The 15,156-nt window shown below is 64.2% G+C and carries 14 protein-coding genes; 7 read left to right on the forward strand and 7 right to left on the reverse strand.

The features are described from left to right. The first annotated feature begins 67 nt into the window (after nucleotides 1-67). Entirely contained in the window at nucleotides 68-520 is a 453-nt protein-coding gene (locus D1409_RS18555; protein ID WP_123538488.1) for a universal stress protein, read from the forward strand. 105 nt (nucleotides 521-625) lie between these two features. Here D1409_RS18555 and D1409_RS18560 read toward each other — a convergent pair whose 3' ends face one another. Then, nucleotides 626-1,066, reverse strand: a complete 441-nt coding sequence (locus D1409_RS18560) for an NUDIX hydrolase (RefSeq protein ID WP_123538489.1) — start codon at nucleotides 1,064-1,066, stop codon at nucleotides 626-628. A 496-nt stretch (nucleotides 1,067-1,562) separates the two neighbouring features. Between D1409_RS18560 and D1409_RS18565 the strand changes: the two genes are divergently transcribed. After that, entirely contained in the window at nucleotides 1,563-1,754 is a 192-nt protein-coding gene (locus D1409_RS18565; RefSeq protein WP_123538490.1) for a hypothetical protein, read from the forward strand. A gap of 61 nt (nucleotides 1,755-1,815) precedes the next feature. Beyond that, nucleotides 1,816-2,058: a hypothetical protein gene (locus D1409_RS18570; protein ID WP_123538491.1), complete on the forward strand. Its 243-nt coding sequence runs from the start codon at nucleotides 1,816-1,818 to the stop codon at nucleotides 2,056-2,058. 92 nt (nucleotides 2,059-2,150) lie between these two features. Here D1409_RS18570 and D1409_RS18575 read toward each other — a convergent pair whose 3' ends face one another. Together D1409_RS18575 and D1409_RS18580 are read right to left on the reverse strand one after the other, a co-directional pair. Then, nucleotides 2,151-2,972 carry a CPBP family intramembrane glutamic endopeptidase gene (locus D1409_RS18575; RefSeq protein ID WP_123538492.1) on the reverse strand — a complete coding sequence of 274 codons (822 nt, stop codon included), beginning with the start codon at nucleotides 2,970-2,972 and terminating at the stop codon, nucleotides 2,151-2,153. Between the two features lie 125 nt (nucleotides 2,973-3,097). Further along, entirely contained in the window at nucleotides 3,098-4,870 is a 1,773-nt protein-coding gene (locus D1409_RS18580; RefSeq protein WP_123538493.1) for a right-handed parallel beta-helix repeat-containing protein, read from the reverse strand. 531 nt (nucleotides 4,871-5,401) lie between these two features. Here D1409_RS18580 and D1409_RS18585 point away from each other — a divergent pair. Next, nucleotides 5,402-6,550 (forward strand): glycosyltransferase family 4 protein, encoded by a 1,149-nt coding sequence (locus D1409_RS18585; protein WP_123538494.1) that lies wholly within the window; start codon nucleotides 5,402-5,404, stop codon nucleotides 6,548-6,550. A gap of 22 nt (nucleotides 6,551-6,572) precedes the next feature. On the opposite strand, the gene D1409_RS18590 is transcribed toward D1409_RS18585, so the two are convergent. After that, nucleotides 6,573-7,721, reverse strand: a complete 1,149-nt coding sequence (locus D1409_RS18590) for a glycosyltransferase family 4 protein (protein WP_123538495.1) — start codon at nucleotides 7,719-7,721, stop codon at nucleotides 6,573-6,575. Between the two features lie 141 nt (nucleotides 7,722-7,862). Between D1409_RS18590 and D1409_RS18595 the strand changes: the two genes are divergently transcribed. Further along, on the forward strand, nucleotides 7,863-9,287 hold the full coding sequence (locus D1409_RS18595) for a sulfatase (RefSeq protein WP_123538496.1): 1,425 nt from the start codon (nucleotides 7,863-7,865) through the stop codon (nucleotides 9,285-9,287). Nucleotides 9,288-9,439: 152 nt separating this feature from the next. On the opposite strand, the gene D1409_RS18600 is transcribed toward D1409_RS18595, so the two are convergent. Next, on the reverse strand, nucleotides 9,440-10,285 hold the full coding sequence (locus D1409_RS18600; protein ID WP_164471774.1) for an alkaline phosphatase family protein: 846 nt from the start codon (nucleotides 10,283-10,285) through the stop codon (nucleotides 9,440-9,442). Nucleotides 10,286-10,567: 282 nt separating this feature from the next. Here D1409_RS18600 and D1409_RS18605 point away from each other — a divergent pair, with 282 nt between their 5' ends. Further along, nucleotides 10,568-11,320 (forward strand): glycosyltransferase family 2 protein, encoded by a 753-nt coding sequence (locus D1409_RS18605; protein ID WP_164471775.1) that lies wholly within the window; start codon nucleotides 10,568-10,570, stop codon nucleotides 11,318-11,320. A 37-nt stretch (nucleotides 11,321-11,357) separates the two neighbouring features. Here D1409_RS18605 and D1409_RS18610 read toward each other — a convergent pair whose 3' ends face one another. Next, nucleotides 11,358-12,272: a polysaccharide pyruvyl transferase family protein gene (locus D1409_RS18610; protein WP_123538499.1), complete on the reverse strand. Its 915-nt coding sequence runs from the start codon at nucleotides 12,270-12,272 to the stop codon at nucleotides 11,358-11,360. Between the two features lie 243 nt (nucleotides 12,273-12,515). Here D1409_RS18610 and D1409_RS18615 point away from each other — a divergent pair, with 243 nt between their 5' ends. Then, a complete protein-coding gene (locus D1409_RS18615; RefSeq protein WP_123538500.1) occupies nucleotides 12,516-14,006 on the forward strand; it encodes a lipopolysaccharide biosynthesis protein in 1,491 nt (496 codons plus the stop codon). Between the two features lie 149 nt (nucleotides 14,007-14,155). Here D1409_RS18615 and D1409_RS18620 read toward each other — a convergent pair whose 3' ends face one another. Then, nucleotides 14,156-15,094 carry a glycosyltransferase family 2 protein gene (locus tag D1409_RS18620; RefSeq protein ID WP_123538501.1) on the reverse strand — a complete coding sequence of 313 codons (939 nt, stop codon included), beginning with the start codon at nucleotides 15,092-15,094 and terminating at the stop codon, nucleotides 14,156-14,158. Between the last annotated feature and the right edge of the window lie 62 nt (nucleotides 15,095-15,156).

Raw genomic sequence — 15,156 nt, forward strand, 5'->3', positions numbered from 1 at the left:
CCGCGGGCCAGGAGACCCTCAGTTTCCGGGGTCTGGTTTTATCAGGCTTCTGACCCTACGTGCTAGCATGTACGACCGGTTGCTGCTGCCGACGGACATGAGCGCCGGTATCGACCAGGCCGTCGAGCACTCGATCGACGCGGCCGAGCGGTACGACGCCGAGTTACACGTGCTCTACGTCGTCGACGCGGAGGCCTACAGTTCCTATCCCGCCGACGAGTACGTCCACGAGTTCGAGGGGCTCGAACACGCCCTCGAGGAGGCGGGCCGGGAGGCGGTCGAGGACATCGCGACGACCGCGGCCGACCACGGCGTCGCGACGACGACCGAGATCCGACACGGGGTGCCCCACGAGGAGATCCTCGAGTACGTCACCGACGCCAATATCGGCCTCACGGTCGTCGGCTCGAAACACCGTCCCGGGGAGTACCGGCGCCTGCTCGGGAGCGTCGCACAGCGCGTCGTCGAGATGGCCGAGCGCCCCGTCACCGTCGTGAAGACGCCGGTCGACCCCGAGTAACGGCGTCGCCGCCGCCCGAATCCGGTCGACTCGGGGCGGGCGAGTCCACGGGAGGGACGAAGCAGCGCCGGCCAGCGGTGGCGTCGAGTCTCGTCGGGCCCGAGATCACGAGAGGTCGCCCGTCGTCTCGGCGAGTTCGACCGTCGAGTCGCGCGTCTCGTCGGCGCGTGCCACCGCCGTGCCCTGGGACCCGCTGAGCCGTTCGCGAGCGGTCGCGACCGAGACCCACTCGGCCGCGACGTGCTCGTCAGAGAGAGACACCGACCGGCGCTCGGATTCACACAGATAGTACACGGCGAACCGGCCCCTGTCGGCGTCGTTGCGCCACGAGACGGTGTGAACCGGTTCGTGGACGAGCGGGTCGAGACTCGTCTCCTCGGCGAGTTCGCGCCGGAGTCCGGCGAGCGCGTCCTCGTGTGCGTCGAGCCGCCCGCCCGGGAGCTCCCACCCGCCGTCGCTCGCCCGCCGCATCAGAAGGACGGTATCGTCAGCGCCGAACACGACACCGCGTAGCGACACCGTCGCCCGGATCGGGTCGTCAGTCATCGGTACAGATATTGGTGAAACGAACGTTTCAATCTGGTGGTCGGTACGGTCACCGCGTTCGCGTCGTTCGACCACGATCTCGGCCGTGCGAACGGACCGAGACCGCCGAGAACGACTGTGATTCACACACCGTACGTGTTGTTTCATCGAAACTTTTAGTGTGGTACGTTTCAACAATCCAGGCGCCACCGGAGCCCGATCCGGGAGCGACTCCCCGGACCGAGTCGACACGCGGTGGCACGACGCCACAGGGCCGGGGCCGCTGACCGTCCCTGCTCGACACCGACCCATCCGCACTCGATCCACACTCCACCGTCGAGACGGTCAGCCCGGCCACCTGTGATCTCGGTCGTCGAACTCCGACCCGACGAGTTCTCTCTGGTTTCGACCCCCACCCCGTCGGCCGCGACGCCGCGACCGGCCCGAGCTGACAGCCGAATTTCACAACTGATAGAGAGAGGATCGATCTTTTACGTAAATATCACCAACTCGGCGTATGGATTCGGACGCTTCGAAGCTCGGACACCTGTCCGACGTCGCGGTGATCCTCGTCCTCGGTATCGCGTACGTCGTGCTCCTCTCACTCGGAACGCTCGTCGGATACGTCCGCCGACGCGTCGGGTCCGCTGCCGCGACGGGAAGAGCGTTCCTCGGTCGGTTCGGCGTCCGAACACGGTCGGCGCGCTGACTGCTGTCTGCCAGCCGAAACGACTAAGCCGGCGCACCTGTAATCTCGAATAGATATCTCCATGGGCGCAACCGCAGTCGCGTCGGGTTCGGCGGGAGGCGCGTCGCCCCTCGTCTCGGTCGGGCTGGGCGCCGGCGGGATCGCCGCGTCGCTCGCGCTCGTGTACCTGCTGGCGTACTTCGACGTGCTCTCGGCGAAGCGGGACGCCGACCGGCGCGTCCACTGGACGCTGGGCGCGATGGCCATCCCGCTCGTGGTGACGTTTCTCGGCATCGTCGCTTTCAATGCTGAGTTCGCGTCGTGACGGCGACGGTCGCGGTCGACCGCTCAGCACCCGTTCTCCCCCGATAGCGACACCCGCCGCACCCGACACGGGTCGAACGCCGACGCACGTCGCTAGAGGAGGAAGGGGCCTCGCATCGGGATGATCGCGAACAGGAAGACGTTCAGCGACCCGTGGACGAAGATGACGAACGCGAGACTGTCGAGGTAGTCGTACAGCAGTCCGAACACGAGGCCGACGGCGACGCCGAACGCGAGCTCCCCGTAGAGCCCGTATCCGGCGTGCATCAGCCCGAAGACGCCGCTCGCGACGAGCAGTCCCGGCCAGCGCCCCAGCTCCGACTCCAGCGTCCCCTGGAGCAGTCCGCGGAAGAGGTACTCCTCCACGAACCCGACGAGTCCGACCATCACGACCGTGACCAGGAGGAGCTGGCTCACGCTCCACTCGGCGACGAGCGCGTCCGGCTGGACGATCGCGTACTCGACTTCCGCGAGTGCGAATCCGAGCGGCACCGCCAGCGGAGCCAGCGTCGCGTCGCGTCTCGCACCTATCGGCACGTCGACGTGGGGGAGCGTGTCCTCGACGAGGACGACCGTCGGGACGAAGGGCCCGTACACCAGCGGGAACCAGTACAGCGCCTGCTCGAAGAACACCGGCATCCCGAAGGTGACCAGTCGGAAGAGCGGAACGAGCGCGAACACGCGGAGGACGGACAGGTCCCGGTCGGCCCGCTGGAAGACCGTCACACAACCGACGAGCGTCACGAGGTGTGCCCACATCGCGGGCCACGTGCGCCCGGTGAACAGCAGTCCCTCGCTGACGACGACCGCCGCGACGGCGACCGCGACCGCGACACGGGGACTGGGAGACGCGGCGTTCGAGGCGCGTCTCCACCCGTGGAGGGGCGACGGGCCGGCCGACTCGTCTGAGGCCATTGTAGTCGCTGGTACGACATCTCTGTCTCAGCGACATAAAATGCCCGGTCGAACGTCCCGTTCGGATTCCGCACCCGAGTCGAACCACCGTCGAGACGGGGGTCGCGCTCACGGGAGAGTGGAGTTTACGGTCTGTCGACGTCGACTCTCACGTCCATGTCCGCGCCGGGGTCCGTCTCCCACTCGAGGACGACGTCCCAGACTCCGTCACCGGCGTTCCACTCGGGGTACGCCGTGTACGAGTAGTTCACACCGGGAGTCGAGTCGGTGATCGGACGGATGGCGTTGATCTCCGGTGTCACGCGCTCGTCCTCGCAGACCCCGGAGACGCGCGCGGCGGGACGTGCGCCCGTCCTGAGCGTCACGCGTCTCTCCGCCGCCGAGAAGGTGTTCCCCCGGACCGTGGAGTTCGACCCTCTGAGATCGATCCCACTGGCGATGTTGTTCATGTAGGTCACGTTCTCCGGCGCGTTCCGTTCGAGGATTCCGCCGGACCGGATCCAGTTGAACATGACCACGGAGTCGCTCGCGCGGAGTTTCATCGACCGCTCCAGCACGTTCCCCATCGCCACACAGTACGAGGACGAGTGGAGGCTCTGTCCGCCGGACCCCTGGACGAAGTTGTTCGCGAAGAACGAGGGGTGGTCCTGCTCCAGTTGCTTGCCGAGTTTGATGCCGGCGTCGCTCGCATCGAGCACCGTGTTTCCGGTACAGCGGACCGATTTGCCGACGGTCTGCAGCGAGATCCCGACGTCCGTCTCGTCGGCACAGTCGATGTAGTTGTTCTTCACGTCCGCGTGTGCGTTGTTTCGGATCCGGATGCCGGCGCGGCCGGCGTTCCGGATCGTGTTTCCGGCGATCAGGTTGTCCTCGATCGAGAGGTCTCCCGTGTTCGTCACTGTGAGAAGAATACCGAAGTCGGACGCGTTCTCGATCGTGTTGTTCGAGATGATGCTGCGTCGCGCGTTGCCGTTCCCGATGTTGATCCCCTTCACGAGATCGGTCGCGATGTTGTTCGCACACAGGACGTGGCTACTCCGCGCGAGGTTGTACGCCGGGTCTCCCCCGCCCATCACCACGTTGCCGGTGACGATCGCGTAATCAGCGTGTTCGACGGCGATCGCGTGGGTGAAGGTGCCGCTGTCGTTCGGATCGCGAACGAGACAGTCGATGACCCGTGGCGACTCCGAGATGGGGTTGAAAATGGAGACGTTGCTGCAGTTCTCCGCGACGCACTGACGGATAACGTTGTCGCGACCGCCCCGGAATCCGAGCCCACCGTTGCTGTTGTGACTCTCCCGGGCCCCGCAGTCGACGGCCTTGACCCGGAACATCTCGCACTGGACGCCGCCGAGGATTCGGATCTCGGTGGCTCCGCCCCGGTTGTTCCCTCTGTAGGTGAACCGACCGATCTTCGCGTCCCGGACCGTGTCCTCGCCGTTGATGATCCTCGCCTCCGACTGTGCGGACAGGACCGTCCGGTCCATTCCCGCTCCGAGCAGGTGCACGCCCGAGTACATCTGAATGTCGTCGTGGACCTCGTAGACACCCTCCCGCAACTGGACGATGCCGCCGGTCTCCTTCACGCGCTCAATGGCCGTCCTGATCCCGTCGTCGTCGTCCACGGGGTCGACGTAGACGGTGTCGTTGACCGAATCGAACGACGGGTCCTTCCCCGAAGACACCAGCTCTCGCCACTCCTCACCGTCTCCGACGAACGCACACTCCGAATCGGTCGCGAGGAACTTCGCCCCCGCTTTCGGTTCGTACGCTTCGAGAGCGTCCTCCGTATCTCTGACTTCGACTTCCCGTTCGAGCGCCTCGAAGTTCTGGTTGATGAGATCTCCCCAGTCTGTGGTGCCCTGCTTCGGTCTGTTGTAGTCGTGATTGTCTGCCATTGTTACATTCCGTATTTCGTCTCGCCGTAGCCGCCGTTGCCGTACCCCGTCGTCTCCGCGTCCGTCTCCGTGCCCGCCTGAGCGATACCCGAAACCGACGTCGCCCCGAGAAGACCTGCAACGACTTTGATACTATCTCGCCTCGAGACACCTCCGTCCGAACCGTCAGTGCGAGGAGTCGAGCGTGGGTCCCCGTCTGTGACCTCGTTACGCTCGTCTGGATCGCGATTGGGAGTTCCCATACCCGGCGTTACAAACTGGATTATTTGAATGTCTCGTCGTCGTTATCGAATTTGATTTCGCCACATCGAGTACGTTTACGTACCATATACAGTAGTTTAGACGCGCAGTATTCGTCGGTAACGACCCATATAGTTACAGGTAGCATATTCTTTAATATATCCGTCGAAATATAGAAACGAACTCCTGTCGTTCCGGCGGGGTGGCGCTCCAGTTCGGCGGCCCAGGGGATCGAGTTACCAGAACCGGTACCACTTAGAGGATCGAAAAAGACAGTCGAGACGACAATTGATGGACACGGAAGCAACGGGCAGTGTTCTCTTCGTCTCTCCCGGTCCGAGTATCGTCGACCCGGAGAGCGGAGAAGGGGCGAGGCTCCACCACCTCTCGCGAAGTCTGGCCGACCGGTGGGACGTGTACACGCTCGTCCCCGAGGAGAACGCGGACCGCTGTCCCGATTGGGCAGTGCGACAGTACACGTACGAGCAGTGGTCACTCCCGTTTCTCACGGATCTCAACCCGTCGTTCGTCGGCGCCGTCCGTCGCGTGTTCTCGAACGAACCGATCGACGTCGTCCACCTCTCCTCCGGCGTCTGTACGACGCGGCTAGTGAACCGGTTCGACGGCGACGCGTCGGTCGTCTACGCCGCACAGAACGTGGAGGCCGACCACGCGAAGGACTTCGTCGACCCGACCCTCCCGGCGTACAAACGCGCCGCCGCCCCGAAACTGATCCCCCTCATCGAACGGACGACGGTCGCCTGTGCCGACGCAGTCACGACCGTGAGTGCGAAGGACAGGGATCGATTCGTGGACCGATACGACGTCCCACGCGACCACGTGCGTGCTATCCCCACGGGGACCGAGAAAGTAGACAGGTCCGCTCTCGAGGAGACGCCGACGATCCGGGACCGATTCGGACTGGACGACCGTCCCGTCGCGGTCTTTCACGGATACTACGACCACCCACCGAACCGCGAAGCCGCGAACCTGATCGGAGAGCGCATCGCACCGGCGGTTCTCGAACGAGACCTCGACGTCCAGTTCCTGCTCGTCGGCCGAAACGCACCGGCGATATCGGCGCCGAACGTCCACGTCGCCGGTTTCGTCGACGACCTGTACTCGACACTCGACGCCGCCGACGTAGCGATCGTCCCCATTCTGCACGGTGGCGGCACGAAGACGAAGATATACGACTACCTCAGCCTCCAGCTACCGATGGTCACGACCCGCAAGGGGATCGAGGGGATCGACATCGAGGACGAGCGACACGCGCTGGTGAGCGACACCGTAGACGAGGAGTTCGTCGACGCGATCCATCGGCTGATCCGAGACGGGGAGCTGGCAACGGAGCTCCGCGGGAATCTCGGAGCACTCGTCGAAACACTGGACTGGACCCGGTCGGCGGATCGACTCGACGAGTTCTACAGAACGCTCTGACGGCAGGGGTCGGACCCGTTGCTCACTCGAGGGCCGCCTCGTAGACTCGTTCGGTCTCCGCGGCCACGGTGTCCCACGTTCTCGACGCGGCAGTCTCCCGGGCGTTCCCCGCCATCTCGTCGAGCAGGGACGGAGTCCCGGCGAGTCGATCCACGGCCCGTCCGACGTCGACGGGGTCGTCGTCGACGAACAGACCGTCCTCCCCGTCGGTGACGAGATCCGGAAGCCCACCGGTCTCCGTCCCTATCACCGGCGTCCCGGACGCCATCGCTTCGAGGAACGTCAGTCCGAATCCCTCGAACCGCGGAAGGAACAGGAACGCGTCGCTGGTCGCGTAGAGCGACGGGAGGCGGTCTTCCGGGACGAAACCGAGAAACTCGGTGTCGGCGTCGACGCCGAGCTCCCGAGCCCTGCGTTCCAGTCTGTCTCTGTGATGTCCCGTCCCGGCGATCAGTAGTTCCACGTCGTCTCGCTCCGTCGCGGCGAGCGCTTCGATCCCCAGTTCGACGTGTTTCCGTGAAACGAGTCGGCCGACGTGAAGAAGTGTGAATCGATCGTGAGAGGGCGCCGGATGCGGCGGGTGATCCGGACGGAATCGGTCGCTGTCGACACCGTGCGGGATACGGACTGTATCGCTCGAATCCGGCGGATAGTACCTGTCCAGGTCCCGTTGAACGACGGAGCTGATGGCGATAGTTTTCGACGTCCGCACCGAGGCGACCGCGTCCATGAGTACGTTCGTCGGGTGAAAGACGAACTTTCTGAGAACGTCCGTCGGGACCTCGAGCTTGTGGGTCTGGACTTCCCTGAGAGAGATACTGTGGCACGTGACGACGATCGGCGTCTCCGGCGGTGCGACCGTCAACGCGATCGTCGACGCGGGCATCAACGTCCCGTGTATCACGTCGTACGAGCCGAAATCGACCGTTTTGCGCGCGAGCAGGCTATGATACAGCGTCTCGAACGTGACGAGCGGCCGTCGACGGTCGGAGAGAAACGTCACCGAGAGTCGTTCGTGCCGTGTGCTCTCGGGGAGCGAACTCCGGTCGCCCAGCGCGAACACGTCTACATCGTGGCCCCGGTCGGCGAGCGCAAGCGCCAGTACGTACGCGTACCGCTCCGATCCGCCGCCGGTGGGGTCGAACTGCTTCGAGATGAGACACACTCGCATTCGGTGATAGTATCAATACGTAGTGGGGATAAAACTGGTCACATTTCACCGGGCCACCCCGACCGCGCGTCTCGGCCCGAATACGAGACAGTGCTCTGAAAAGATAAACTGATAAATACTACCCGGGTCGGTGTTGAGACGATGCACGCTGACGGTTCGAACGTGGTTCTTCTGACCGTCGACTGTTTCCGCTACGACAGATGCGGATTCACCGGGCACCACCGTCACACGACACCGTTTCTCGACGAACTGGCGAGCGAATCCGTCGTCTTCGACAGCGCGTACGCGAGCGGCCCCGACACGTCCGAGTCGTTTCCCGGGATCCTGGCCGGCCGGCTCTCAAGGGACTGTGCGTACGTGGAGTCGCCGACCAGAAAGGCGCTCCCGGACGACGCTGACACCGTCGCCTCCCACTTTCGAGAGAACGGGTACGAGACGCTCGCGGTCATCAGCAACCCGCAGTTGACCCGTCGCAGGAACTTCGACGCGGGGTTCGACCACTTCGAAAACCTGCGAGTCCCCGAGCAGAACGAGTCGACGGACGAACCGACGACCGAACGCGACGCGGACAACCCGCTCCTGCGACGACTGTCCGTCGGGCAGCGACTGTACGATTTCCGACGACGCATGAAACGGCTGGACTCACTCCCCTTCTACTACAAGGCGCCCGTCGTCGCGCTCCGGGAGTACCAGTATCGGACGGACTGGCCGACCGTCCCGGGCGAGGAGATCGTGTCACGAGCCGAAACGGCGCTGGCCGATGCGTCTACCCCGTTTTTCCTGTGGGTCCACCTGATGGATCTCCACGGCCCCATCCATCCCGACACGGTTCGAGAGGGGGGGCTCTGTACTGCCGGGCCGCGGACTCAGTTCGGCTGGGACGCCGACCGGATGGCCGACATCGAGGACCCGCGATGTGAACTGCGGTACGACAGCGCGTTACGATACGTCGATTCACAGATCGAACGATTCGTCGATGGATTGCGGTCAGCCGGCCACTGGGACGATACCGCACTCGTCGTGACCGGTGACCACGGCGAAGCGCTTCACGACAGAGGGCAGTACGGACACCCGCACCACTACCTGTACGACGACCTGCTACACGTCCCGGTAGTGGTTCGTGACCCGTCGACGGACAGAGGCGTGGACCGCACCGACCGACCGTTCTCGCTCGCGTGGATGCACCAACTGCTCTCCGAACTCGCCGAACTTCCCGACGCTCCGGTCCCCGAATCGTCGGATTCGAATCCGTTCGAAGAGGACGACACCGGACCGATACTCGCAGATTCGATCAGCCCGGAGGGCCACACCGTCTCCGTCCGGGACGACGGCCACAAGGCGATCGTCCACTCCGACCCGGACTCGGGGTCGGACGAGGGCGTGGAGATATACCACACCGATATCGACCGAGGAGAGAGGCGCGACGTCGCACCCACGTATCCGGGAAGCAGTCTCGAGTCGCGGGCGACACAGTTGACCGTTCAGCCGACCGCCCTACCGGAACTGGGCGCCGAGATGTCCGACCAGGTCGAGGACAGACTGAAAGAACTCGGATACATGAACTAGTCACGGCGGTCCGCCGGTTCTCTCACATCGGGGAACTGTGTTCGTGATAGACGCTTTAGCGGACCGGATAGAACGTCGGAACGAAACGGCCGACTCGGTCACGGCGCTCCGTGAACGCCATTCGAGAGTCCGGTGCAGTCGGGCACGACTTCTCACCGATACCCCAGCGCTCGGAGCTGTTCGTCCCGGGTTACGTTCTGCGACCGGCCGTCGTACTCTGCTGGCTCGTGACGGTGGCTGTCCCGGGCAGTCGTCTGTATCCACGGGACACGTCGAAGGATCGGTGCGGGCTGGTGTCCGTGCCCGTAGAGGCCCCACTCACCGAACGCTTCGCCGTGGTCGGCCGTGACCACGACGTCGTCCGCGTCCACGTTGTCGAGTAGAAGCTCCACCTCCTCGAGCACGAACTCCAGGTTCTCGAGATACGCTTCCCAGGCGGTCGCGACGTCTATCGCTCCGCTCTCGATCCGTTCCCAGAGCGTTACTCTGCCTTCGCCCCATTCACCCGTCTCCTTTCCGCTTCCGAGTTGCGAGGGGATACTCGGAAAGTGGGGCTGCATGTAGTGAACGACGAGTCTGTCCAGACGGTCGTCTCTGGCGGCAGCTATCGCCCGGTCCGTGATCGGCCGTGGTGGCATCGTCCCGGCGTCGTCGTCCCACGCGTACCGCCAGACCTCGTCTAGATGCGCGATCCGTTCGCGGGGGACCTGTTCCGCGGAATACGGATTCCCGGTAACGTATCCCGTGTGGTCGAGCGTCTCCGGCCGGGCCTCCCGGAAGTTCCGGGAGATCCACTCTTCGGAGTTGCTGCCGACGGACACCTCGGTCGGCACGTGCGAGATCCACTCACGCTCTCGCCCGGCCGCTTCGAGAGCGTCGGGCCTGCACGCGTCGAGGACGACCAGCACGTCCCAGTCGGTTTCGAACACTGGCCGCCCGACGTTGTACGGGACGCGGTGATAGAGCCCGAACGCAACCGTCTGGAGTGTAGTAGTCACGCGCCGAAACATATCGGTGATCGATCGAAGGGGCACTATATTCATTGTTCGGCAAGGTTCGTTCGGATGTTAATTTTGTACTGGTGTTCACAGTGGTAGTTCACGGATCGTTCGTCCGTCACGGGTTCTCTGGAAGAAGAGCGGCGGAAAACAGGCTGACGTCCGCCCCCGTCGTCGAAGTGCGTCGCTCGGACGTGGAGATAGCCGAAGCGGGACCGTCCGTCGTTCCCTACTATCAGTGAAACAGCAATTCTTATGCGGAAGTCGACTGTCCCGTCTCACATGCCCGAAGTCAGCGTAATCGTCGTCACGTTCGAGTCACGGGACGAACTCGAGTGTCTCCGGCCACTCCGGGACAGCGACTTTCGGGACTTCGAGGTCGTTCTGAGAGACGACGAGGGGATATCTCGAGCGCGAAACGAGGGCATTCGCGAAGCCGCCGCGGACAAACTGGTGTTTCTCGACGACGACGCCATCCCCTGTGACGGGTGGCTGGAGACCGTCTCGACGTTACTCGAAGAACACGACGTCGTCGCGGGACGCGTCGAAGACCCTCGCGACCACTTCTTCTCGAAGATGGGGAACAACCGGGGGTACGATCAGGGCGACGATCCCGGAGAGGCGGAGACGCTGGTCGGTTGCAACATGGCTTTTCGACGGGACGTGTTCGAAACGGTCGGCACGTTCGACGAGAACATCGACTTCGGACACGAGGAGACCCTCTTCGCCGAGCGGGTGCGAGAAGAGTACGAGATACACTACAGCCCGGACCTGGTCGTCGAACACGAGTTCGGAAACACGCCGGTCAGCTGGTGGAAGAAACAGCTCCAGTACGGTCCGGCGGACGTGTACCGCGCGAAGAAACTGGACGAACCGGTCTTCACCGACTGGTACGAACTGGTCCCCGTCTCCGGCGGCAGCAGTCTCTCGGAGGTCGTCGTGAAGACCGCCGGCAAGACGCTGCGCAACGTCAGCCGAGTGAACGCGATGATCCGCGGAGTCCCGACCCCCCAAACGGAGTCGCGCGGCGAGTGACCGACGCGGGTGGACCGCCGCCGGTCGGCTTCGAGACTCAGTCCCCGTCCGCAGCGTGTGTCAGGACGGCTTCGTCCCGGGAGACGAACGTGACGTCGTCACGGTGAGAGAGGGAGTGTTCGTACACGCCTCGCGATTTGTGGTATCCGATCTCGTACCACGTCACCGGCGTGTCTAACAGCGACGCGAGAATCGCGACGTGAAGTCGGTCGGTGTGAACGTACTCCGCGTCCGCTGCGGTCTGTACGAACTCCTCGAACGAGTCCGCGGTGACGCTGATATCGCTGACCTTGATCGGGGCCGAGATGTCCTCCTGCAGGAGCGGGTCGGCGCTCTCCGCGTCTGCCCGCATCGCCACCAGGGTGTACTCGGGGTCGCGTTCGGTGACGGGGAGGGAATCGGCGGTCAGCGAGAGAGCGGTGTCGTCGTCGAGGTAGACCGAGACGTGTTCGTGCCCGGCCGCGGCGGCTTTCATCGTCCGATACGAGTACTCCTCCCGACAGAAAAAGTGAGTCTCGTTGTCCACCCGCCCGAAGAGGTCGCTCGGATCGATGCTCTCGAATCGACAGCTCTGCGGGCCGACCACGACCGGGCAGTCGAAGTATCGCGTGGCGGCCTCGTAGCAGGCGATCCCTTCGCGCCAGATGTCGTTGAAGTTCCCGCCGCCGTGGATGTAGACGGCTGACGGTGTCGTCGTGAGCCGGTGCCGGAGGTAGCAGGCGTGCCGGTGGACGACCTTCCCGTAGGTGACGAGGTTGGCAGTCGGCAGGCTCGGCGGTGCGTCGTACCGATTTTCCCCGCTGCGAAGCGGCACCTGTCCGACGTCTATCTGGTCGGCGATCCGACGAAATCCCCGGTAGATGAGTTCGTCCCCGTGGTTTCCCCCCGGTTGAACCGTCAGTACCTCTCCCGGGACAGCGACGTCCGACAGGACTCCTTTGACATCACTCATTATGGCTTCGTGTCAGGAGTTGCTACCGGGTTCAGTTAAAACCGCCTCTCCGGTAGACACCGTCCGCTACCGAGAGACGAGGTCGGGAGTCGGCCCGGCCGGTCGTGCCACCGTGCCGTGGTGGACCCGGAGCCCACGGTATCGGTGTCGGACCACGAGTCGCCGGAATCGGCTCGCACCGAGCCGGACGCCGATCGTGACAATCACAAGAGTAAACAAGGAATTCGGTGATACTGCATACGAATGGCAATCCTGGAGTCCCTCAAGCGACTGCTCTCACGGAGCGACTCTCTCGGAGGGAAAGTGGTCACGGGAGGGATCTGGTCCGGCATCCTGCAGGGGTCGAATCAGGTCTTTCGGATCAGCGTCTACGTGGCGCTCGCCCGATTTCTCTCGCCCGCCGGGGTGGGCCTGATCGGGCTCGCCACGCTCGTCTACGGGCTCTGCGTGCAGCTCACGGACATCGGGATCAAGACGTCGTTGATCCAGCGGTCGGAGGCCGACGTCGACGACTACCTCGACACGGCGTGGTTCCTCCAGGTGGCGAAAGGCGCGTTTCTCGCGGCAGTCCTCGTCGGTCTCTCGTTCGTGGCCCCCGTCGTCTTCGGAGAACGCCAGCTCGGGCCGATGTTACAGGTGTTCGCGCTCATCCCACTCGTGAACGGGATTCGGAACCCGGCGGTGCTGTACTTCGAGAAGGATCTGGAGTTCCAGAAGCTGTTCCAGTACCGGTTCGGGGAGACGTTCGTGTTCGGCGTCGTCACCGTCGGACTGCTACTCGCCACGCCGACCGTCTGGGCGTTCGTGTACGGGAAGGTGGCCGGAGCGGTCGTCGGACTGGCGTTCTCCTACGGCTTGCACTCGTTCCGACCCGAGCTCACGTTCACGAGAGCGAAGGCGATGGAGATGATAGACTACGGGAAGTGGATCTTCGGGTCTAGTCTGCTCATCTACGTGGTCGACAAGGGCGACGACCTCTTTCTGGGCTGGTTACTCGGCACGTCGTCGCTCGGGTTCTACCGCGCGGCGTATCGATTCTCGAACGCTCCCGCGACTCAGGTCTCGGGCGCGCTATCGAAGGTGTTCCTGCCTTCGTTCGCGGAACTGCAGGACGACGTGGACTCCCTCCGGCGCGCGTTCTACAAATCTATCCGCGGCGTGACGCTCATCTCGTTCCCGATGTCGCTCGGCATCGTCGCCGTGACACCGGTGTTCGTGCCGGTCGTGCTCGGGGCGGAGTGGACCCCCGCGATCGTCACGATGCAACTACTCGCGGTGTGGGGATTCGTCCGTGCAACGGGGTCCGTGTTCACGCCGCTGTTCCAGGCCGTCGGGAAACCGGACGTTCAGACGAAGCTCCTCGTGCTCAGGATCGCGCTCATCGCGGTCGCGATCTATCCGCTGACCGACGGCTACGGCATCGAAGGCGCTGCGTTCGTCATCGTCGGAACGTCGCTCCTGACGTTCCCGGTCGGGCTGTATCTCTGTCTGGACATCGTGGACGGCGACGCCGTCGTGATCGGAAAGCGGGTCGCTCCGCAGGCCGTCGGTAGCTGTATCATGGCCGTGGCCGTCTGGGCCGTCTCGGGCGTGCTCCCGGTGTCTGTCTTCGGATTGATCGGACAGATCGCGACCGGCGTCGCCGTCTACGCCGTCGTGATGGCGATCCAGGAGGCGACGCTCGGCGTCGGTCTCAAACCGCTCTGGGACAACCTGAAGGTCGCCGCGGAGTGAGGACCAGACCGTCGTGGGAGCGGACCCCCGCTGGGTTCGAGAGGCGGGGCGGGGCGGGGCGGGGCGGGGCGGGGCGGGGTGGGGGCGGTCGCGATCGATACCGGGGGAGGACCCGATTCGACACCGGCGCTCCGAGGCCCGGAACTACCTCAATCGTGTACCATCCCGACGACGCCTCGCTTCACGGTCTGTGCGGTCTGCAACACCGGATCACCGCCGTACGAGAGGGCGCCGTAGAGGAGTAACGAGCGGTCGAACGGCCACTCCAGAACGGCCCTGGCGAAGAACGCACGCGCGTCCGAGTATCGACCGTTCATCAGCGCGGACCGGCCGACGCCGTTCCACACCCGACTCTTGAACCGGCGCGTGGCGAATCGCTGTCGCTCGTGGTCGATAGGACAGTGTTTGTCGATCAGGTATCTCCCGCCGCGTTCGGCCAGATCCGGAGCGTCACTGCGACGGACGTCGGCGTCCGTGTGGATCTTCGCCAGCGGTTCGTGCACGCCCGTGAACCGATACCGCTCGCTCAACCGGTAGAGAAAGTCCCAATCCTCCCAGAACGGGATCTCCTCGTCGAAGCCCCCGACGGTTTCGAAGCCGTCGCGTGAGACCACGAACACGGACGGGCCGATGATCGCGCCGGCAAGCGTGCGTGACCGGGCGTCGCCTTCGACGTCCGGGATAGCGGTCGCTCTGAGATCACCGTCCGGTCCGCGACGCTCGGCGCCAGTGTAACAGACGTCGCACCCGGTCTCTCGGATACGCGAGAGCTGTTTCTCGATCTTCGTCGGGTACCACTCGTCGTCGTCGTCCAGAAAGGCCAGATACTCGCCGGAGCTGTGGGCGACAGCCTGATTCCGTGCGACTTCCACTCCGGTGGGTTCCTCGTTGAACACGTGGCGGAACTCCGTCGAGTCGAACCCGGCGTCCGCGAGGAGGGCGGGCACCTGTGGCTCCGTCACGCCCTCCTCGATCACGACGAGCTCTATCGGTTCGTACGTCTGGTCCCTGACGCTCTCGACCGCCCGCAACAGCTCCCGTGGACGGTCCATCGTCGGGATTATCGCGGAGACTGTCGGATTTTGCATGCTACTCGCTCGACCGTTTCGGTACCGCGACTGCGCGAGCGGTCCGACTGCCGGGGAGAGGC

Source organism: Halosimplex salinum (assembly GCF_003730195.1).
Lineage (GTDB): Archaea > Halobacteriota > Halobacteria > Halobacteriales > Haloarculaceae > Halosimplex > Halosimplex salinum.